This window comes from Pseudomonas sp. RW3S2 (assembly GCF_014268955.1).
Classification (GTDB): Bacteria; Pseudomonadota; Gammaproteobacteria; order Pseudomonadales; family Pseudomonadaceae; genus Aquipseudomonas; species Aquipseudomonas wayambapalatensis.
Genome location: NZ_JABWRM010000001.1, coordinates 167503 through 187056, shown reverse-complemented (window position 1 = coordinate 187056; position 19554 = coordinate 167503). Strand labels below are relative to the sequence as shown.

Here is a 19554-nt window from a genome sequence, read left to right as displayed (position 1 = left end):
ACACTGTTCAATCCAGGATCAGCAACTGGTTGGGCAACTGGTTGCGCCGCCGCGTCGGCGGCAGGTGCTGGCTGAGCAACTCGCCACACGCATCGATGCATTCGACGAACCCCTGCAAGGTGCGTCCCGCGCAGACGTGAGCGGTAAACCGCGCCACCAGTTCTGCACGGACCCGCTCGTCCAGGTGCCGGGCGATGCCCTCGTCGGCCAGGATGGTCACATAGCGCTCCGCCTCGCTGACGAAGATCAACACCCCGGTAGCGCCCTCGGTGCGTTGCAGGTTCTGCTCACGAAATTGCCGCCGGGCCAGATTGGCGGCACGGCGGTGGCGCAGCATCCGAGGGACCAGCCAGCCGGCCAGGCGCGGGTTGCGCAGCAACAGGCTGAAGGCGATGAAGGTCAGCACCTGGGCCACCAGCAGCCCACGCAGCCCAGGCCACCCCAGCAGCACCTGCACCAACCCGGGCAGCGCCAGCGCCAGCAGCACAGCCCACAACAACGGCAGGTAGGCATAGTCATCGGCGTGGCGCGCTAGCACCGTCACCAGCTCCGCGTCGGTGCGCTGTTCGGCACGGGCAATGGCTTCGGCAACCTGGCGTTGTTCGTATTCATTGAGAAGGGTCATGCCTTCGGTCTCTCGATCGTTCTTATAGTTGTTAGCCCGGCACGCGGTCGGCGAGAGTGTATCTCATCGAGCCCCACTTATAAGGCATAATCCGCGGCGACCGCGGGAGGATGGGGGAGCGACCTGTTACACCGCCAGCGGGCCAGACAACAACAGCCGTCCGAAAAATCGGCCGCGAGCGAACCACTCGACAACGGAATTGATGATGAAACTGTCCTTGCTGGGCCTGGCCATGGGCCTTGCCAGTCAGGCGGCCGTGGCCGCCACCTCCGCACCGCCCCTGGAAGACAAGCGGGCCTTCATCGACCATCTGATCAGCCAGATGACCGTCGACGAGAAAATCGGTCAGTTGCGCCTGATCAGTATCAGCCCGGAAATGCCGCGCGAAAAGATCCGCGAGGAGATCGCCGCCGGTCGCATCGGCGGGACCTTCAACTCGCGCACCGCGCCGGAGAACCGGCCGATGCAGGACGCCGCCATGCGCAGCCGTCTGAAGATTCCGATGTTCTTTGCGTACGACACCATCCACGGTGAACGTACGATCTTCCCGATAAGCCTAGGCCTGGCAGCGACCTGGGACATGGACGCCATCGCCAAGGTCGGCCGCACCTCGGCCATCGAAGCCTCGGCCGATGCCTTGGACATGACCTTCGCGCCGATGGTCGACATCGCCCGCGACCCACGCTGGGGCCGCACCAGCGAGGGCTTTGGCGAGGACACCTACCTCACCTCGAAGATCGGTCAGGTGATGGTCCGCTCGTTCCAGGGCAAGAGCCCGGCCGAGCCCGACAGCATCATGGCCATCGTCAAGCACTTTGCCCTGTACGGCGCAGTGGAAGGCGGGCGCGACTACAACACGGTCGATATGAGCCTGCCGAAAATGTACAACGACTACCTGCCGCCCTACCGCGCCAGCCTCGACGCCGGTGCGGGCGGAGTGATGGTGGCGCTGAACTCGATCAACGGCGTGCCGGCCACCTCCAACACCTGGCTGATGAACGACCTGCTGCGCAAGGAGTGGGGCTTCAAGGGTGTGACCATCAGCGACCACGGCGCCATCCAGGAGCTGATCCGCCACGGCGTGGCCCGCGACGGCCGCGAAGCGGCGAAGCTGGCGATCAAGGCCGGCATCGACATGAGCATGAACGACACCCTCTACGGCCAGGAGCTGCCGGACCTGCTCAAGTCCGGTGAAGTGACCCAGGCCGAGCTCGACCAGGCGGTACGCGAAGTGCTGGGTGCCAAGTACGACATGGGCCTGTTCAAGAACCCCTACGTGCGCATCGGCAAGCCCGAGACCGACCTCAAGGACTACTACGGCGACGACCGCCTGCACCGTGAGGCCGCCCGCGACGTGGCCCGCCGCAGCCTGGTGCTGCTGGAGAACAAGAAGCAGGCCCTGCCGCTGAAGAAGGCCGGCACCATCGCCCTGGTCGGCCCGTTGGCCGATGCCCCGATCGACATGATGGGAAGCTGGGCCGCCGACGGCCGCCCCGAACACTCGGTAACGGTTCGCGAAGGCCTGCGTCGCGCCACCGAAGGCAAGGCCAAGGTCATCTATGCCAAGGGTTCGAACGTCACCGGCGACAAGGCGATCTTCGACTACCTGAACTTCCTCAACTTCGCGGCGCCGGAAATCATCGACGATCCGCGTCCGGCCGCCGTGCTGATCGATGAAGCGGTCAAGGCCGCCCAGCAATCGGACGTGGTGGTGGCGGTTGTAGGTGAATCGCGCGGCATGTCCCACGAGTCGTCCAGCCGCACCACCCTGGAGATTCCGGCAGTACAGCGCGAGTTGATCAAGGCGCTGAAGGCCACCGGCAAACCCCTGGTGCTGGTGCTGATGAACGGCCGGCCACTCTCGATTGCCTGGGAGCGCGAGCAGGCCGATGCCATCCTCGAAACCTGGTTCAGCGGCACCGAAGGCGGCAACGCCATCGCCGATGTACTGTTCGGCGACTACAACCCGTCCGGCAAGCTGGCCATCACCTTCCCGCGTTCGGTCGGGCAGATCCCGATGTACTACAACCACCTGAGCATCGGCCGCCCGTTCACCCCGGGCAAGCCGGGCAACTACACCTCGCAGTACTTCGAGGAGCCCAATGGCCCGCTGTATCCGTTCGGTTACGGCCTGAGCTACAGCAGCTTCGAGCTCTCGGACCTTGCGCTGTCGAAGACCGCGCTCAAGCGGGGTGACAACCTGCAGGCCGAAGTGACGGTGAAGAACACCGGCAAGGTCGATGGCGAAACCGTTGTGCAGCTGTACATCCAGGATGTCAGCGCTTCGATGAGCCGTCCGGTGAAAGAGCTGAAGAACTTCCAGAAGGTGCTGCTCAAGGCGGGCGAGTCCCGCACCTTGACCTTCCGCATCAGCGAGGATGACCTGAAGTTCTACAATGGCCAGCTGCAGCATGTGGCCGAGCCTGGGCAGTTCAACGTTCAGGTCGGGCTGGACTCGCAGGCCGTGCAGCAGCAGAGCTTCGAGTTGCTGTAGACCGCTGCGGCCCCTTCCCGGGCAAGCCCGCTCCCACAGGGCCACATGTGCTCTTGTGGGAGCGGGTTTACCCGCGAAGGGGCCGGCACCTTAAACAGAACGCCCGGACCCGCACCATGCCCTCACCCTTCCGCGCCCTGCGCCTGGCCCTGATCATTCTGCTGATCCTGGTCGGCACTGCCCTCAGCGCCAGTTGGGCGATGCACCACGCCAAGCGCCAGGCGATGCAGACCGACGCACGCCGGGCCAGCGAGCAACTGACCCTCTACGCCAACGGCCTGCATACGCTGATCGAACGCTACCGCGCCCTGCCCGCCGTCCTGGCGCTGGACCCGGAGCTGATCGACGCCCTGCGCGGCCCGGTCGGCGAATCGCTGCAGGATGCACTGAACCGCAAGCTCGAACGCATCAACGGCGCCGCCAACTCCTCCACCCTCGAACTGCTCGACCGCACCGGCCTGGCCGTGGCAGCCAGCAACTGGCGCCTGCCGACCACATACGTCGGCTCCAACTATGGCTTTCGCCCCTATTTCAAGCAGACCCGCAGCCAGGGCTCGGGCAGCTTCTATGCCGTCGGCGTGACCAGCGGCGTGCCGGGCTATTTCCTGTCCAGCGCAGTGAACGACGAGCACGGGCGCTTCCTCGGTGCCATGGTGGTCAAGCTCGAATTCCCCGAGCTTGAACGCGAATGGCGCCAGGGCAGCGACATCCTGCTGGTCAGCGATGCGCGCGGGATCATCTTCATCGCCAACCAGAACGGCTGGCGCTACCGCGAGCTGCAGCCCCTGACCGCCGCAGACCGCGCCGAGCTGGCCGAAACCCGCCAGTACGACAAGCAGCCGCTGGTCCCTCTGCAGCACCAGTTGCTGACCCGCTTCGACGAACGCAGCACCTTCAGCCGCGTGCAGGGGCCGGACGGTAGCGCCGACTATCTGTGGGAGAGCCTGCCGCTGAGCACCGAGGGCTGGACCCTGCACCTGCTGCGCAAGCCGCAGGTCAGCGAGGATGCCCGCAACGCGGCGTTGTCTGGCGCAGCCGTATGGCTGAGCCTGGTGTTCGCCGTGCTGTTCGTCAGCCAGCGCCTGCGCATCGCCCGCCTGCGCCAGCGCAGCCGCGAAGAGCTGACACGCCTGGTCGAGGAGCGCACCCGCGAGCTGCGCACCGCCCAGGAAGGCCTGGTGCAGTCGGCCAAGTTGGCGGCGCTGGGGCAGATGTCGGCGGCGCTGGCCCATGAGATCAACCAGCCGCTGACCACCCAGCGCATGCAACTGGAAACCCTGCGCCTGCTGCTCGACCATGGCCGCCACGAACAGGCGCGCCAGGCGCTGGAGCCGCTGGAGCAGATGCTCACGCGCATGGCCGCCCTCACCGGCCACCTCAAGACCTTCGCACGCAATAGCCCAGGTGGGCTGCGCGAGCGTCTTGACCTGGCCACCGTGGTCGACCAGGCCCTGCACCTGCTCGACACCCGCATTCGCGGCGAGCAGGTCGAGGTGGCGCTGTACCTGGCACGTCCTGCGTGGGTGCGCGGCGATGCGATCCGCCTCGAACAGGTGCTGATCAACCTGCTGCACAACGCCCTCGACGCCATGGCCGACAAGCGCTACAAACGTCTGGAGATCCGCATCGAAGCCGAGGACGAACGCTGGCACCTGAGCGTGCTCGACTCCGGTGGCGGCATCAAGGATGCCGACCTGGCCCGCGTGTTCGATCCCTTCTTCACCACCAAGCCGGTGGGCGAAGGCCTGGGCCTGGGCCTAGCAATTTCCTATGGCATCGTCCATGAAGCCGGCGGCCAGCTGCAGGTCGACAACCTGCCTGGCGGTGCCCGCTTCAGCCTTACCCTGCCCCGCGACCTGGAGCCTGCATGTTGAATTCAGTGATCGTCGTCGACGACGAAGCCAGCATCCGCACCGCGGTGGAGCAGTGGCTGAGCCTGTCCGGCTTCAGCGTGCAGTTGTTCGCCCGCGCAGAAGACTGCCTCGCACAACTGCCGCAACACTTCCCCGGCGTGGTCATCAGCGATGTGCGCATGCCGGGCATGGATGGCCTGCAACTGCTCGAACGCCTGCAGGCACAGGATCCCGACCTGCCGGTGATCCTGCTCACCGGCCACGGCGATGTGCCGATGGCAGTGGAGGCCATGCGCAACGGCGCCTACGACTTCCTGGAAAAACCCTTCACCCCGCAGCACTTGTTGGGCAGTCTGCGCCGCGCCCTGGACAAGCGCCAACTGGTGCTGGAAAACCGCGCGCTGCACCAGCAGGCCGACCTCAAGGAGCGGCTGCAGGCGACCCTGCTGGGGATGTCCCAGGGCCTGCAGCAGTTGCGCCGACAGGTATTGGAGCTGGCGGGATTGCCAGTCAATGTGCTGATTCGCGGTGAGACCGGCAGCGGCAAGGAGCGCGTGGCGCGCTGCCTGCACGACTTCGGCCCGCGCGCCGACAAACCCTTCGTCGCCCTCAATTGCGCGGCTATCCCCGAAGCCCTGTTCGAGGCCGAGCTGTTCGGCCATGAGAGCGGCGCCTTCACAGGTGCCCAGGGCAAGCGCATCGGCAAGCTGGAATATGCCAACGGCGGCACAGTGTTTCTCGACGAGATCGAGAGCATGCCGCTGGCCCAGCAGGCCAAGTTGCTGCGGGTGATTCAGGAGCACAAGCTCGAACGCCTGGGTGCCAACCAGAGCATCAGTGTCGACTTGCGCATCATCGCCGCGACCAAACCCGATCTGCTCGACGAGGCCCGCGCCGGGCGGTTTCGCGAAGACCTGGCGTACCGTCTGAACGTCGCCGAACTGCGTCTGGCGCCGCTGCGCGAGCGGCGCGAGGACATTCCGCTGCTGTTCGAACATTTCGCCCGTACCGCCGCCGAGCGCCTGGGGCGCAGCAGCACCCCGCCGCTTTCAGGTGCGCAGCTGGCGCAACTGCTGGCCCATGACTGGCCGGGCAATGTGCGCGAGCTGGCCAATGCCGCCGAGCGTCATGCGCTGGGGCTGGATTCATCGAGCATCGAGGTGGCGCCGGGCGGTCAGTCGCTGAGCGAGCAGATGGAGGCGTTCGAGCTGCAGTGCCTGCGTGCGGCGCTGCGCCAGCACAAGGGCGAGATCAAAGGGGTCATGGAAACGCTGCAACTGCCGCGGCGGACACTGAACGAGAAAATGCAGCGCCATGGCCTGATGCGCGAGGACTTTATCGAGCGCGAATGAGCGGAATCTTGCCGATCAAAAGTTGCCAATAGGCGGGTTACCGCTCATATGGCCTGCACTCGGCCGGGATGAGCAGCGCGGCTGTTCGCGGGCAAGCCCGCTCCTACGGATACAGTGCAGGCCTTGATCCATCGCGCTTCTGTGGCGCTGGCGTGCCCGTGAATGGGGCAGCCGACACCTCATTCGGATCGTTGCGCCCTCATTTGGCACACCTTCTGCAAAACCCTTCTCAAGCCGCGGTCCCGCGCGCCTCACAAAAACAACGAGAAGGTATCCCTGATGGATAACGCCACCACCCTGCCCGCCGGGGCGGCCACTGCGCCCGCCGCGGAAAAAACCACCGCCAGTCGTCTCAAGTCGATCTTCAGCGGTTCGATCGGCAACATGGTCGAATGGTACGACTGGTACGTCTACGCCGCATTCTCGCTGTACTTCGCCAAAGCCTTCTTCCCCGCTGGCGACACCACCGCACAACTGCTCAACACCGCCGCGATCTTCGCCGTGGGCTTCCTGATGCGCCCGATCGGCGGCTGGCTGATGGGGCTGTACGCCGACCGCAAGGGCCGCAAGGCTGCGCTGATGGCTTCGGTACTGCTGATGTGTGCAGGCTCGCTGGTCATCGCCCTGACCCCTGGCTATGAAACCATCGGTGTCGCCGCGCCAGTGTTGCTGGTGATCGCACGCCTGATGCAGGGCCTGTCGGTTGGCGGTGAATATGGCACCTCGGCCACCTACCTCAGCGAGATGGCCAGCAAGGAACGCCGTGGCTTCTTCTCCAGCTTCCAGTACGTCACCCTGATCTCCGGCCAGCTCATCGCCCTGGCGGTGCTGATCATCCTGCAGAATGTGCTGACCACCGAAGAACTGTATGCCTGGGGCTGGCGTGTTCCCTTCGTGATCGGCGCGCTGTGCGCGGTGGTTGCGCTGTACCTGCGCCGCGGCATGGAAGAGACTGCCTCCTTCACCAAGAAAGAGAAGTCCAAGGAAAGCCTGATGCGCACCCTGATGCGCCACCCCAAGGAGCTGATGACCGTGGTCGGCCTGACCATGGGCGGCACCCTGGCCTTCTACACCTACACCACCTACATGCAGAAGTACCTGGTCAACACCGTGGGCATGAGCATCAGTGACTCGACCACCATCTCGGCGGCCACCCTGTTCCTGTTCATGTGCCTGCAACCGGTGATCGGCGGGCTGTCCGACAAGATCGGCCGGCGCCCGATCCTGATCGCCTTCGGCGTGCTGGGCACCCTGTTCACCGTACCGATCCTCAGCACCCTGCACACCATCCAGACCTGGTGGGGTGCGTTCTTCCTGATCATGGCGGCGCTGATCATCGTCAGCGGCTATACCTCGATCAATGCCGTGGTGAAGGCCGAGCTGTTCCCCACCGAAATCCGCGCCCTGGGCGTCGGCCTGCCCTACGCCCTGACCGTATCGATCTTCGGTGGTACTGCCGAGTACGTGGCCCTGTGGTTCAAGAGCATCGGCATGGAAACCGGTTTCTACTGGTACGTCACCGGCTGCATCGCCTGTTCGCTGCTGGTCTACGCGACCATGAAGGACACCAAGCAGCACTCGCGCATCACCACTGATTGATTCTGCGTTCGCGGCACAGCAAAAAGGGGCGCTCCGGATAACGGGGCGCCCCTTTTTTTGTAAGCGCCTGACCGATCGTTCAATCGATGAAAACCTTCCGGCTATCGGTACGAGCGACGACCGGTGCCGACAGCACTGCCATCACGACAGCAATGCAACCTCAAGTCAGCTAGAGGTCAAGCACTCGATCGGGGAATAAATCCGCAGTTGGGGCGTTTACCACCACATCCTCCAGGTAGGGACGACGAACGGTCAATCCTTTAACCCACCATTAATTGGCCAGATGCATCCTGGCAACACTGAAAGAAACCTTTGCCACCCGTGCGAACCCGCAGGGCTGAAGCCTGATGAGCTCAAGGTTTCATCACCACAAAAACATCGATAAATTCGATTCATAGATGCAGTTTTTTGCGCTTTTTAATCAAATTAATCGGCGTAGCATGAGATCCATAGCAAGAACAAACCCCCTTGAATCTACTGGAGCAACAATCATGAAAAACCAACTGATCCTGACCCTGGCCCTTTCCGTCTTCGCCGCAGGCGCCTTCGCAGAAGACGGCTTTGACCGCACTAACGCCCACACCTTCGCCGCTGTACAAAGCCAATCGGCCAGCTACGCCGAAGATGGTTTCGACCGCACTGGCGGCCAACGCTTCGCTGAAGACGGTTTCGACCGCACTGGTGGTCAACGCTTTGCCGAAGACGGTTTCGACCGCACTGGCGGCCAACGCTTCGCCGAAGACGGTTTCGACCGCACCGGTGGCCAACGCTTCGCCGAAGATGGCTTCGACCGCACTGGCGGCCAACGCTTCGCCGAAGACGGCTTCGACCGCACCGGCGGCCAGCGCTTCGCCGAAGACGGCTTCGACCGCACCAACGCCCACCGCATCAGCTGATCACTGATGCGTGTCACCCAGCCCGGCTTTGGCCGGGCTTGATCATTCCCAGCCAGCCCAAGGCTTGGCACACTAGGCGCCTCGTCCGTCCCAGAGGAAGGGCCAAGGCCCTGCGCAGATGTACTACTACGAACCCGCCCAAGGCCACGGCCTGCCCCACGACCCGTTCAACGCCATCGTCGGCCCCCGGCCCATCGGCTGGATCTCTTCCCATGATCGCGAAGGCCGCCTGAACCTGGCGCCCTATAGCTTCTTCAACGCCTTCAACTACATTCCGCCGATCATCGGTTTCTGCAGCGTCGGGCGCAAAGACAGCCTGAACAACATCGAACAGACCGGCGAGTTCGTCTGGAACCTGGCCACGCGCCCGCTGGCCGAGCAGATGAACCAGAGCTGCGCGGCAGTGGCTGCGGATATCGACGAATTCGAGCTGAGCGGACTGACGCCGAGCCCCTCGAAAGTGGTCAGCGTGCCGCGGGTGGGCGAAAGCCCGGTGAACTTCGAGTGCAAGGTGAGCCAGATCATTCAGCTCAAGCGCGCCGATCAGGAGCTGGTGCCCAGCTGGCTGATCCTGGGTGAGGTGGTGGCCGTGCATATCGCCGACCACCTGCTCAAGGAGGGTATCTACGACACGGCTGCCGCCGAGCCGATCCTGCGTGGCGGTGGCCCGGCGGATTACTTCGAGCTGGGCAACCTGTTCAAGATGCGCCGCCCGCTGGCCTGATCACCAGGCCAGCTCGCCCTCTTCACCGACGCCCTGCAGGCGTTCGAGCTCGGCACAGGCCGCCTCGTCAGCGGCCAGTGCCGACTTGAACACCTGGCCCTCCAGAACTTTGTGAAAGCGCGGTGCCCCACCCATGTGCAGGGCCTTGACCGCGATTGCCGCGTGGTAGCCGCCGCCTTCGACCGGGACCATCGCCGAAACGGCTTCGAAGCCCGGGAATTCTCTGCGTGCCATTGCTGTGCTCCAGCTGTTGATCGAGGGGCGGGATTCTACTGCAGCAGGCGTTACGGTAGTGGCCTTTTCGTGGGCAAGCGTGCCCGCGAAAAAGCCCCCCAACCAACCCTCAATCAAAGGTCTGCAGGTCCATGCTCGCCACCACCCGCTCCTGCACCAGATCGCCGAACACCTCGAGCGTCGGTGAGGCGAAGTAACCGCGCAGGGCCTGCTGGTCCTGCCAGCTACCACTGAGCAGCCACAGGTCGGCGTCAACCTGGGAGCGCTGGACGGTGAATGCCAGGCAGCCGGGGCTGCGCAGTGAAGGCTCGAGCAGGTCGCGCAGGCGCATGCCGAGTTCCACCGAACGACCGCTGCTGGCACGGATGAAAGCCAAGTGTGTGACCGGTTGATGCAAGGTCATGAACGATCTCCTTGAAGCAGGCGGGACGGAAAAGCCAGGCTGCCAAGATTAGGTCCTCGCCCGCACCCTGCGTTAGGCCATTTCTGTCTGCCGATTGCCTGATCCTGTCGCAATGCAGGATCAGGCAATCGGTCGGCAGCATTTGGCTAGCGCCGGATGTTGCCCAAATCTATGCTGGCCCGGTCCCTGAAGGAATTCGATCATGACCACTGCCCTTGCCGCTCTCGACCCGACCCTGGAAAACCAGCGCCTGGAACTCGCTGACCTGATCCTGAGGCACGCAGGCGACCCCCACGGACCACCGACGGCCATCGAGCAGCTATACCTGTCGCGTTACGAAGACAACATCCGTTCGAAGCCGGGCCTGGCCCTGCCGGCTCTCTGCGTCATGGCCCAGGGCAGCAAGAGCTTGTTCCTGGGCGATCAGCAGTATGCCTACGACCCGCTGCACTACATGGTGGTGTCGGTGGCCATGCCGATCAGTCGGGTGAGGCTCGACGCCAGCCCGGAAAACCCTGTGCTTGGGCTGCGGATCGACCTGGACGCGGCGGAGATCAGCCAGTTGATTGCCGAAAGCGGCCCGATGCTGGTGCCCAACGTGCAGTCCGGGCTTGGGCTGTATGTGGAAAAGACCGATGCGCACCTGCTCGATGCCTTGCTGCGCCTGGTCCGCTTGCTCGATACCCCGCGCGACATCCCGATGCTGGCCCCGCTGTTTCGCCGCGAAATCCTCTACCGCCTGCTGCGCGGGCCGCAGGGGCATCGCCTGTACGAGATTGCCCTGGCCAACAGCCAGACGCACCGGGTGAGCCAGGCGATCACCTGGCTCAACAAGCATTTTCACCTGCCGCTGCGCATCGAAGAGCTGGCCCGGGAAGTGAACCTGAGCACCTCGACCTTGCACCACAGGTTCAAGGCCGTGACGTCCATGAGCCCGTTGCAGTACCAGAAGCAACTGCGCCTGCAGGAAGCCCGGCGGCTGATGCTCAACGATGGTTTGGAGGCTGCGGTGGCGGGGTATCGGGTGGGCTATGAAAGCCCGTCGCAGTTCAGCCGGGAGTACAGTCGGCTGTACGGCGCGCCGCCGATTCGTGACATGGCGCGCCTGCGCTCAAGCGCGGGTTGACCCCGCGCGAGTACCTCAGCCAGCCACCGCTGCCTGCCACTGAGCCTGGTCCACCTGGATCAGGGTCGGCCCCTTGCGCTCCACCGCCAGCGCCAGCGCGGCCTGCAACTGCGCCACATCGCCGACATGTTCGGCCGCCGCACCCAGCCCCTGCGCAACGGTGATGAAGTCCGGGGTGTGGATGTCCACGCCCACGGGCTCGATGGCGCGATTGACCATGTACTTCTTGATCTCTTCGTAGCCTTGGTTGTTCCACAGCAGGACGATCAGCGGCACCTGTGCCTCGACTGCACTGGCCAGCTCCGGCAGGGTGAACTGCAGGCCACCGTCACCGATCAGGCATACCGACGGGGCCCGTTCAGCCATCACTTCGGCGCTGCCAAGCCAGGCGCCCATCGCCGCCGGCAAGGCATAACCGAGCGTGCCGTAGCCGGTCGAAGCGTTGAACCAGCGACGCGGACGGTCCAGGTCGAGGGTGAGGTTGCCGGTGTAGACCGGCTGGGTCGAGTCGCCCACCAGCACGGCATCGGGCAAGGTTTCCAGCACCGCGGCAAGCAGGCGGGTCTGGCTCAGGGTCGGTTGGTCCCAGCCAGCGGCCAGGTCGTTGCGCAGACGCTCGGCACGGGCAGCGCCCCAGCGCTGGTCACGCACCGCAGGCTGCTCGGCCAGCGCCGCAACCAGGGCTTCGGCAGCCAGCTTGGCATCGGCGACCAGCGCCAGCTCAGGCAGGTAGTTGCGTACGGTCTGGTCCGGATCGATGTCGATGCGCAGCAGGCCGCCAGGGATCTCGAAACCGCCCTTGAAGGTCACGTCGTAGTCGGTTTCGGCAAGCTCGGTGCCAATGGCCAGAACCACGTCGGCCTCGGCAACCAGGGCGCGGGTTGCCGGCAGCGATTGGGTCGAACCGATCTGCAACGGATGGGCAGCCGGCAGCAGGCCCTTGGCATTGATGGTCAGGGCCACCGGTGCCTGGAGCTGCTCGGCCAACTGCGCCAGGGCATCGCCTGCCGCCAGCGCCCCACCACCGGCGAGAATCAGCGGGCGCTGGGCCTTGGCCAGGCGCTCAGCCATCTGCGCCACGACCTGGGGCGCGGCGCCCGCACGGCTGGTGCGTACCGGTCGAGCCTGCAGCAGGTGGTCGGCTGGCTCGACCAGCACATCCAGCGGGATCTCGATATGCACAGGGCGTGGCCGGGCACCGTCGAACACGGCGAAGGCACGGGCCAGTACCTGGGGCAGGTCATCGGCGCTCATCAAGGTCTGGGAGAACGCGGCAACGCCGGCCACCAACGCAGACTGGTTCGGCAACTCGTGCAGTTTGCCGCGCCCACCGCCCAGTGCATTGCGCGACTGCACGCTGGAGATCACCAGCATCGGGATCGAGTCGGCATAAGCCTGGCCCATGGCCGTGGTGATGTTGGTCATGCCGGGGCCGGTGATGATGAAGCACACCCCCGGCTTGCCACGCGTGCGCGCGTATCCATCGGCCATGAAGCCGGCGCCCTGCTCGTGGCGCGGCGTGACATGACGGATCGACGAGCGCGCAAGCCCGCGGTAGAGCTCTACGGTATGCACGCCGGGAATCCCGAACACATGATCTACGCCATAGCCTTCGAGGAGTTTGACCAGTACTTCGCCACAGGTTGCCATCATCGTTACCCTGATTCTTGTTGAAATCAGTGCCCATGGAACCAAGCCGCGGCTACCGCGACAATGCAAAAAAACACATACTAGCCATGTCTCCAGATCATGGCTCGCCGCGATGAAACGACTCCCTCCCCTGCCCGCGCTGCACACCTTCCTGGTCACCGCCCAGCACTGCAACTTCACCCGTGCCGCCCAGCAGTTGCACATCACCCAGGGCGCTGTCAGCCGGCAGATCGCCGGGCTCGAGGAGCAGCTCGGCTATCCCCTGTTTCAGCGCCAGGCCCGTGGCCTGAGCCTGACCCGTGAAGGCCAGGACTGGCTGCCGCGGGTGCAGCAGGTGTTCGCCCTGATCGAACAGGGCGTGCGCGAGGTCGGCGCGCGCACCGCGACCTTGCAGCTCAAGGCACCCACCTGCGTGATGCGTTGGCTGCTGCCGAGGCTGATGGAGTGGCAGGCGCTGCGCCCGGATGTGCCGGTGGAGCTGACCACCACCGTGCAGCACGGCGTGGATTTTCGTCATGAAGGTTTCGATGCTGCAGTGGTGTATGGCAGCCCGCCCGCCCAGGGCTCGCTGGTGCTCAAGCTGTTCGACGAGCAACTGACGCCGGTGTGCGCACCGTCGTTGCTGCAAGGCGGGGTGCCTTTGGAGCGAGTGGAGGACCTGGCGCGGCACATGCTGCTGCACCCCTCGCGCGACGAACATGACTGGCGCCTGTGGCTGCAGGCGGCTGGCGCTGCGTTCGAGCCGCAGGGCCGACGCCAGCATTTCGAGACACTGGACATGGCGATGGCCATGGCCTCGCAGGGAACCGGCGTGGCCATCGGCGACTGGGCGCTGATCGGCGATGACCTGCGCAGTGGGCGGTTATGCATGCCCTTCGCGCTGAAGGTGATGACGGGCAAAGGTTACTACCTGGTCTGCCCGTCGAAGAGCCTGCCACCGGGGCTCGGCGAGTTGCTGGACTGGCTGCAGGCACGTGCCGGCCTGTAGGAACGGAGCGGACTGGACTGGCCTTTGGCTTTTGAACAAGCCCGTTGCTGCTGCACCCGATGCGCGACATCAGTACCCGACAGTGAAGCGCTGGCGCGTATGGGCAGGCTTTTCAAGCTCGTCGATCAAGGCAATGGCATAGTCGGCGAAGGTGATCCAGCTCTTGCCGTCGGCCCCGATCAGCAGGTGATCCTTGCCCAGCGTATAGCGCCCGCTGCGCGCACCCTCGACGAACTCGGCCGAAGGCGAGAGGAAGGTCCAGTCCAAGGTCGGCTCCTGGCGCAAGGTGTCGAGAAAACGCACGCCGGCGCTGGCCTCGGCCTTGTAGGCCTCAGGGAAGTCCGGGCTGTCGATCACCCGCTGCCCCGACGGCAGCAGCAAGCTGCCGGCACCACCAACCACCAGCAGGCGCTTGACCCCGGCGCCCTTGACCGGCTCGATGATTGCCTGCGGCTCGAGGGTGGAGAAGTGTGCAGCGCTCAGCACAGCATCCACGCCCGTGACAGCCGCCTGCAGCGCAGCGCTGTCCCGGGCATCCAGCGCCTTGACCGTGACACCTTCACGGCCCTGCAGCGAAGACGGATCGCGGGCGATGGCGACCACGCTGTGGCCACGGCGCAGGGCCTCTTCCAGCAACTGGCTGCCAGCGCGGCCGGTGGCACCGATGATTGCGATCTTGCTCATGGGAAACACTCCATCAGGGTTGTAGGGGGTTACCACTTCATTTCGCCTTTTGCGACCTTGGCACCGAGCTCCAGCGAGCTTTCATCGGCCAGGTTCGGATAACGCTTGCTCATTGCAGCAATCAGCGCCGCCGCATCGCGGGCCTTGGCCGTCTCGCTGTCAAAGGCACGGATGTAGCCTGCGGTAAAGCGCACGGCGTCCAGCGAACGGCTGCTCTGGCCCAGGTAGTGACCCGGGATCACTGTGCGCGGGGCCAGTTTTTCGATGTGGGCGAGGGTTGCCAGCCAGTCGGTGTGGGACTGGGCCGACTGGGTGTCAGCCATCCATACGTGAATGTTCTCGGAAACCACAACACCACCGACCACCGCCTTGATCGAGGGAATCCAGACGAAGCTGCGGTCGGGCTGCGGGCCGTCCAGGCCAACGACTTCCAGCGTCTGCCCTTCCAGCTCCAGGCGGTTACCGGCCAACACCTGGGGCACGACCAGTTTCGTGGGCTTGTCGGCGCCCATCTGCGGGCCCCAGTAGGCCAGCTTGGCGTCCATGGTCTGGCGGATGTGCGCCACGGTGGCAGCGGAGGCAACCACCTTGGCGTCTGGAAACGCCTGGGTCAGGGTGTCGAGGCCGAAGTAGTAGTCCGGATCGCCATGGCTGATGTAGATGGTGGTCAGCCGCTTGCCGCTGGCGCGCAGACGCTCGGCCACCTGCTCGGCCTGGGTCTTGCCGAACTGCGCATCCACCAGCACGGCCTCCCGCTCGCCACTGACGATGACCGAACTGACCGGGAACAGTGCGTCATGGCCTGGGTTGTAGACATCCAGGTGCAGCGGATCGGCCGCCATTGCCTGGCCCGTCAGGGCAACACAGGCCAGCATCAGACTGCGCAGTGGAGTGAAAATCGACATGGAGAGATTCCTGAAAGCGGGACGATGGAACACAGCTTAGTTGCCCGATCCGTCACAAAAAATGCGATGCTTGAACATAGTTTGTTTCTGAAATCGGGCAAATCATGGATCGTCTTAACGCCATGCGCGTGTTCGTCACCGTCGTCGACCTGGGCAGCCAGTCGGCCGCGGCAGATCACCTGGAGCTTTCCAGGCCTGTGGTATCGCGCTACCTCGCCGAGCTTGAAGAGTGGGTCGGCGCACGCTTGATGCAGCGCACCACGCGCAAGCTGAGCCTGACGGCCGCGGGCCTGGACACCCTGCCACGCTGCCGACAGATGCTGGAACTGGCCTGCGACCTGCAGACAGCGGTGCGTGCGCCTGAAGACGCACCGCGCGGCGAGCTGCGCATCAGCGTGAGCACCTCGTTCGGTCAGGCGCAGTTGGTGGATGCGGTGGCGGAGTACGTGAAGCGCTATCCGGGAGTGAAGGTGGAGTTGCAGATGCTCGATCGCACGGTCAACCTGGTTGACGAGCGCATCGACCTGGCGATCCGCACCAGCAACGACCTGGACCCGAACCTGATTGCCCGGCGCCTGAGCGTCTGCCGGTCGGTGGTCTGCGCCAGCCCCGCCTACTTGCACGAGTACGGCACGCCGCAGCGAGTCGAGGACTTGACCCAGCACAACTGCCTGACCCACGCCTACTTCGGCCACAGCCTGTGGCATTTCGAGGTGGCCGGTGAACAGGTCGCGGTGCCCGTGCAGGGCAACATCAGCGCCAACGAGGCCCTGACCTTGCAGAAGGCTGCCCTGGCCGGTGCCGGAATCGCCATGCTGCCAACCTACCAGGCCGCTTGCGCAGTGCGTCGCGGCGAGCTGGTGAAGTTACTGCCCATGGCCCGACCACGGGAGCTGAACCTCAATGCGGTCTACACCTCACGCAAACACATGCCGGCAACCTTGCGCAGCATGCTGGACTTTCTTGCCCAGCGGTTCAGTGAAGAACCGCTGTGGGATCGAGAGATGGATTAGCGCGCCGCTGCTACGGAAATCACACCGATCTCGATGCTCGCTCCAGGCAATTGCTGCGCCCTGACCTATGCTTACAGGCATCACCTGTGGTCACAGCAGGAGGTAGGCAACATGGGCATCAAATCCAGACGCTGCGCGATCGTCCTGGCCCTGGTCGCCGTGGCCGGGCTCTACGGTTCGGCCTGCTGGCGCGTCGAGCTGCTGCGTAGCCAGCCCAGTACCGCGGCCAGTTGCGCACACGAGCACTGCGTCCCGCACACTGCAACGCTGAGCGCTCTCAGGTAGCCCGACAACGCCTGTCGGTCACTCCTCGACGCTCATGTACTCCTTAGCCCAGCGGATGTAATCCTCAGGCTGGGTGTAGGTGTGCGAAAGCTCGGTGGCGCTGAGGTTCTCGGACTTGTTCTGCTGCCCGCGCTGCAGACGCAGGCAGTCGTAGGTGGCCTTGATCGCGGCGAAGTACGCTGCATGGCCATCGACCACGATGCGCACGCCCAGGCGCGCCAGGCGTTCGTCGTCACGCAGGTTCGGATTGCCGTAGCTGACCAGCATCAGCGGCACGTTCAGGTGCTCGGTGATCTGCTCCAGTTGCTCGAAATCCTTCACCCCCACCATGCAGATACCGTCGGCACCGGCCTTCTGGTAGCTCTGGGTGCGGACGATGATTTCCTCGGTGGTCAGTACGCCGGCGTTGGTGCGGGCAATGATCGACAGCGACGAATCGACACGTGCCTCCAGCGCTGCACGGATCTTGCCGACGCCCTCTTCCACCGAGATCAGATCGGTGGACTTGCGACCGAACTGGGCCGGCAGCAGGGTGTCTTCGATGGTCAGCGCCGCCACGCCGGCGCGCTCCAGCTCGATCACCGTACGCATGACGTTCAGCGCATTGCCATAGCCATGGTCGGCATCGGCAATGAACGGCAACTGGGCGACGCGGCCAATGCGTGTGGCCTGCTCGACGAATTCGCTCAGGGTGATCAGGGCGAAGTCCGGGGCGGCGAGCACCTGCAGGGACGCGACCGAGCCGCCGAGGATACCGACTTCAAAGCCCAGGTCTGCGGCGATGCGCGCCGACATCGGGTCGAAGACTGAAGCTGTGTGATAGCACGAACCCGACGCGAGCAGTTCGCGGAAGGCAAAACGCAGATCTTGGTGGGAAGCCTTGGGCATGATCACTCCGCATAAACGTGAAAAATCGAACTGGCTGACTACCGCCCCTGAACCGGGACCCTCCGCCTGTCATAGACATGACATGCAGAGAGTGGAAGAGAAGTGGGGGATTACAGCGATGCGGAAACCTGGGTCACAATGCACCAAATGGGTGCAAACCAGTGTATTTCGGCTGCTATGAACTTGCACGATATCACGCAGCCATGCGCGTTCGTGTGAAAGCGCTTATGCCGATCGCGCATAGGCGATGCAGACAGTACATAGGAAGCTACCTAACTCAGGTTACAATCCTCATCGCGTTTGCAGCCATTTCACTCGCCACGGGCCGCCGACGAACAGCACAATTTCACGACCTCCGACCACAAGGTGTGACCCCGTGACCGCCGCCCTGCCTCCCGCCGTCTTGCGCAGCGTGCTCAGCGCGCTGATGCTGGCGATTCTTCTTGGTGCCCTCGACCAGACCATCGTCGCCGTCTCCATGCCAGCGATTTCCGCCCAGTTCAACGATGTCGGCCTGCTGGCCTGGGTCATCTCCGGCTATATGGTGGCCATGACCGTGGCCGTGCCGATCTACGGCAAGCTGGGCGACCTTTATGGCCGTCGGCGCATGATCCTCACCGGCACCGCACTGTTCACCCTGGCCTCGATCTTCTGCGCCCTGGCCCAGAACATGGAACAACTGGTGCTGGCGCGGGTGCTGCAAGGTATCGGCGCGGGTGGCATGGTCTCGGTCAGCCAGGCAATCATCGGCGACTTCGTCCCGCCTCGCGAGCGTGGACGCTACCAGGGATATTTCAGCAGCATGTACGCGCTGGCCAGCGTGGCTGGCCCGGTGCTCGGCGGGTGGCTGACCGAGTACCTGTCGTGGCGCTGGGTGTTCTGGATCAACCTGCCGCTGGGGCTTTGCGCCTGGTGGGTGATCCGCCGCGCGCTGATGGGCATGCCGGTCCAACGCCGGGAAGCGCAGGTCGACTATATCGGTGCATTGCTGCTGATCCTGGGCCTGGGCAGTTTGTTGCTGGGCATCACCCTGGTCGGCCAGGGCCATGCCTGGACCGCGCCGCCGGTGCTGGCCCTGATTGCCTGCGCGGTGCTGGGCCTGGCGCTGTTCGTCGCCCACGAACGCCGCTGCCAGGAACCGCTGTTGCCACTGAAGCTGTTCGGCAACCGGGTCGCCGTACTGTGCTGGTGCGTGATCTTCTTCGCCAGCTTCCAGTCGATCTCGCTGACCATGCTCATGCCGCTGCGCTTCCAGAGCATCACCGGTGCCGGCGCCGACAGCGCCGCGCTGCACCTGCTGCCGTTGGCGATGGGGTTGCCGCTGGGCGCCTTCAGCGCAGGCCGCCTGACCACCTTCACCGGGCGCTACAAACCACAGATCCTGGCGGGCGCGCTGCTGATGCCGCTGGCGATCCTCGGCATGGCCCTAACTCCGCCGCAATCAGCCTGGCTGGGCGGGCTGTTCATGCTGCTGACCGGCATCGCCTGCGGGCTGCAGTTCCCGACTTCGCTGGTGGGGACACAGAGCGCAGTGGACATGAAGGATATCGGCGTGGCCACCAGCACCACCAACCTGTTTCGCTCCCTGGGCGGGGCGATGGGTGTGGCCTGCATGTCCAGCCTGCTGCTGGCGCTGCTGCATGTCGGAGGGCTGGAGGTGCTGGGCAACCCGCTGCTGGGCAGCCTGAAGGGCGGCGAGACGGACCCGGCGACCCAGGCACACCTGCTGGTGACGTTCCGATACCTGCTGCTGGCCAGTGCCGGCGCAGCACTGCTGGGGCTGCTGGCAGCACTGGCGTTGCCGGACCGGCAATTACGCGGGCATTGAAAAGACC

18 protein-coding genes are annotated in these 19554 nt (G+C 64.5%); 11 read left to right on the top strand and 7 right to left on the bottom strand.

Annotated elements, in window-relative coordinates:
• Positions 1–7: 7 nt before the first annotated feature.
• Positions 8–625, bottom strand: a complete 618-nt coding sequence (locus tag HU748_RS00860; protein WP_186667263.1) for a hypothetical protein — start codon at positions 623–625, stop codon at positions 8–10.
• 202 nt (positions 626–827) lie between these two features.
• Here HU748_RS00860 and bglX point away from each other — a divergent pair, with 202 nt between their 5' ends.
• The 6 genes from bglX to HU748_RS00830 all read left to right on the top strand — a co-directional run bounded on the left by bglX (position 828) and on the right by HU748_RS00830 (position 9543).
• Positions 828–3119, top strand: coding sequence for a beta-glucosidase BglX (gene bglX, locus HU748_RS00855; RefSeq protein ID WP_186718828.1), 2292 nt, complete (start codon positions 828–830; stop codon positions 3117–3119).
• A 116-nt stretch (positions 3120–3235) separates the two neighbouring features.
• Complete coding sequence (locus HU748_RS00850; RefSeq protein ID WP_186667265.1) at positions 3236–4993, top strand: ATP-binding protein; 1758 nt, start codon at positions 3236–3238, stop codon at positions 4991–4993.
• Complete coding sequence (locus HU748_RS00845) at positions 4987–6324, top strand: sigma-54 dependent transcriptional regulator (RefSeq protein WP_186667266.1); 1338 nt, start codon at positions 4987–4989, stop codon at positions 6322–6324. Before HU748_RS00850 ends, HU748_RS00845 begins: the two co-directional genes overlap by 7 nt.
• Before the next feature lie 279 nt (positions 6325–6603).
• Positions 6604–7923, top strand: a complete 1320-nt coding sequence (locus tag HU748_RS00840; protein WP_186667267.1) for an MFS transporter — start codon at positions 6604–6606, stop codon at positions 7921–7923.
• Between the two features lie 491 nt (positions 7924–8414).
• Positions 8415–8819, top strand: coding sequence for a heme utilization protein (locus HU748_RS00835; protein ID WP_186667268.1), 405 nt, complete (start codon positions 8415–8417; stop codon positions 8817–8819).
• Between the two features lie 118 nt (positions 8820–8937).
• On the top strand, positions 8938–9543 hold the full coding sequence (locus tag HU748_RS00830) for a flavin reductase family protein (RefSeq protein WP_186667269.1): 606 nt from the start codon (positions 8938–8940) through the stop codon (positions 9541–9543).
• Here HU748_RS00830 and HU748_RS00825 read toward each other — a convergent pair whose 3' ends face one another.
• Both HU748_RS00825 and HU748_RS00820 read right to left on the bottom strand, forming a co-directional pair.
• Positions 9544–9777 carry a hypothetical protein gene (locus HU748_RS00825; protein ID WP_065862393.1) on the bottom strand — a complete coding sequence of 78 codons (234 nt, stop codon included), beginning with the start codon at positions 9775–9777 and terminating at the stop codon, positions 9544–9546.
• Between the two features lie 109 nt (positions 9778–9886).
• Entirely contained in the window at positions 9887–10180 is a 294-nt protein-coding gene (locus HU748_RS00820; RefSeq protein WP_186667270.1) for an antibiotic biosynthesis monooxygenase family protein, read from the bottom strand.
• Between the two features lie 202 nt (positions 10181–10382).
• Here HU748_RS00820 and HU748_RS00815 point away from each other — a divergent pair, with 202 nt between their 5' ends.
• Complete coding sequence (locus HU748_RS00815; protein WP_186718827.1) at positions 10383–11306, top strand: AraC family transcriptional regulator; 924 nt, start codon at positions 10383–10385, stop codon at positions 11304–11306.
• Positions 11307–11321: 15 nt separating this feature from the next.
• Here HU748_RS00815 and HU748_RS00810 read toward each other — a convergent pair whose 3' ends face one another.
• Entirely contained in the window at positions 11322–12956 is a 1635-nt protein-coding gene (locus HU748_RS00810; RefSeq protein ID WP_186667346.1) for a 5-guanidino-2-oxopentanoate decarboxylase, read from the bottom strand.
• A 112-nt stretch (positions 12957–13068) separates the two neighbouring features.
• On the opposite strand from HU748_RS00810, the gene HU748_RS00805 reads away from it, so the two are divergent.
• Positions 13069–13944, top strand: a complete 876-nt coding sequence (locus HU748_RS00805; RefSeq protein ID WP_186709302.1) for a LysR substrate-binding domain-containing protein — start codon at positions 13069–13071, stop codon at positions 13942–13944.
• A 69-nt stretch (positions 13945–14013) separates the two neighbouring features.
• Here the strand turns inward: HU748_RS00805 and HU748_RS00800 are convergent, their stop codons facing one another.
• Both HU748_RS00800 and HU748_RS00795 read right to left on the bottom strand, forming a co-directional pair.
• Entirely contained in the window at positions 14014–14628 is a 615-nt protein-coding gene (locus tag HU748_RS00800; RefSeq protein ID WP_186718826.1) for an NAD(P)-dependent oxidoreductase, read from the bottom strand.
• 29 nt (positions 14629–14657) lie between these two features.
• Complete coding sequence (locus tag HU748_RS00795; RefSeq protein WP_186667274.1) at positions 14658–15533, bottom strand: MBL fold metallo-hydrolase; 876 nt, start codon at positions 15531–15533, stop codon at positions 14658–14660.
• A gap of 104 nt (positions 15534–15637) precedes the next feature.
• Here HU748_RS00795 and HU748_RS00790 point away from each other — a divergent pair, with 104 nt between their 5' ends.
• Positions 15638–16546 (top strand): LysR family transcriptional regulator, encoded by a 909-nt coding sequence (locus HU748_RS00790; protein WP_186667275.1) that lies wholly within the window; start codon positions 15638–15640, stop codon positions 16544–16546.
• 111 nt (positions 16547–16657) lie between these two features.
• Positions 16658–16831: a hypothetical protein gene (locus tag HU748_RS00785; RefSeq protein ID WP_186667276.1), complete on the top strand. Its 174-nt coding sequence runs from the start codon at positions 16658–16660 to the stop codon at positions 16829–16831.
• A gap of 18 nt (positions 16832–16849) precedes the next feature.
• Here HU748_RS00785 and HU748_RS00780 read toward each other — a convergent pair whose 3' ends face one another.
• A complete protein-coding gene (locus HU748_RS00780) occupies positions 16850–17719 on the bottom strand; it encodes an oxaloacetate decarboxylase (protein WP_054894495.1) in 870 nt (289 codons plus the stop codon).
• Between the two features lie 376 nt (positions 17720–18095).
• On the opposite strand from HU748_RS00780, the gene HU748_RS00775 reads away from it, so the two are divergent.
• A complete protein-coding gene (locus HU748_RS00775; RefSeq protein WP_186709308.1) occupies positions 18096–19547 on the top strand; it encodes an MDR family MFS transporter in 1452 nt (483 codons plus the stop codon).
• Positions 19548–19554 lie beyond the last annotated feature (7 nt).

Excerpts from the sequence above, each read along its gene's own strand:
- HU748_RS00850 (WP_186667265.1), top strand. The coding sequence starts at position 3,236 with ATGCCCTCACCCTTCCGCGCCCTGCGCCTGGCCCTGATCATTCTGCTG.
- HU748_RS00780 (WP_054894495.1), bottom strand. The coding sequence starts at position 17,719 with ATGCCCAAGGCTTCCCACCAAGATCTGCGTTTTGCCTTCCGCGAACTG.
- HU748_RS00800 (WP_186718826.1), bottom strand. The coding sequence starts at position 14,628 with ATGAGCAAGATCGCAATCATCGGTGCCACCGGCCGCGCTGGCAGCCAG.
- HU748_RS00820 (WP_186667270.1), bottom strand. The coding sequence starts at position 10,180 with ATGACCTTGCATCAACCGGTCACACACTTGGCTTTCATCCGTGCCAGC.
- HU748_RS00805 (WP_186709302.1), top strand. The coding sequence starts at position 13,069 with ATGAAACGACTCCCTCCCCTGCCCGCGCTGCACACCTTCCTGGTCACC.
- HU748_RS00785 (WP_186667276.1), top strand. The coding sequence starts at position 16,658 with ATGGGCATCAAATCCAGACGCTGCGCGATCGTCCTGGCCCTGGTCGCC.
- HU748_RS00790 (WP_186667275.1), top strand. The coding sequence starts at position 15,638 with ATGGATCGTCTTAACGCCATGCGCGTGTTCGTCACCGTCGTCGACCTG.
- HU748_RS00815 (WP_186718827.1), top strand. The coding sequence starts at position 10,383 with ATGACCACTGCCCTTGCCGCTCTCGACCCGACCCTGGAAAACCAGCGC.
- HU748_RS00810 (WP_186667346.1), bottom strand. The coding sequence starts at position 12,956 with ATGGCAACCTGTGGCGAAGTACTGGTCAAACTCCTCGAAGGCTATGGC.
- HU748_RS00860 (WP_186667263.1), bottom strand. The coding sequence starts at position 625 with ATGACCCTTCTCAATGAATACGAACAACGCCAGGTTGCCGAAGCCATT.
- HU748_RS00835 (WP_186667268.1), top strand. The coding sequence starts at position 8,415 with ATGAAAAACCAACTGATCCTGACCCTGGCCCTTTCCGTCTTCGCCGCA.
- HU748_RS00825 (WP_065862393.1), bottom strand. The coding sequence starts at position 9,777 with ATGGCACGCAGAGAATTCCCGGGCTTCGAAGCCGTTTCGGCGATGGTC.
- bglX (WP_186718828.1), top strand. The coding sequence starts at position 828 with ATGATGAAACTGTCCTTGCTGGGCCTGGCCATGGGCCTTGCCAGTCAG.
- HU748_RS00840 (WP_186667267.1), top strand. The coding sequence starts at position 6,604 with ATGGATAACGCCACCACCCTGCCCGCCGGGGCGGCCACTGCGCCCGCC.
- HU748_RS00830 (WP_186667269.1), top strand. The coding sequence starts at position 8,938 with ATGTACTACTACGAACCCGCCCAAGGCCACGGCCTGCCCCACGACCCG.
- HU748_RS00795 (WP_186667274.1), bottom strand. The coding sequence starts at position 15,533 with ATGTCGATTTTCACTCCACTGCGCAGTCTGATGCTGGCCTGTGTTGCC.
- HU748_RS00845 (WP_186667266.1), top strand. The coding sequence starts at position 4,987 with ATGTTGAATTCAGTGATCGTCGTCGACGACGAAGCCAGCATCCGCACC.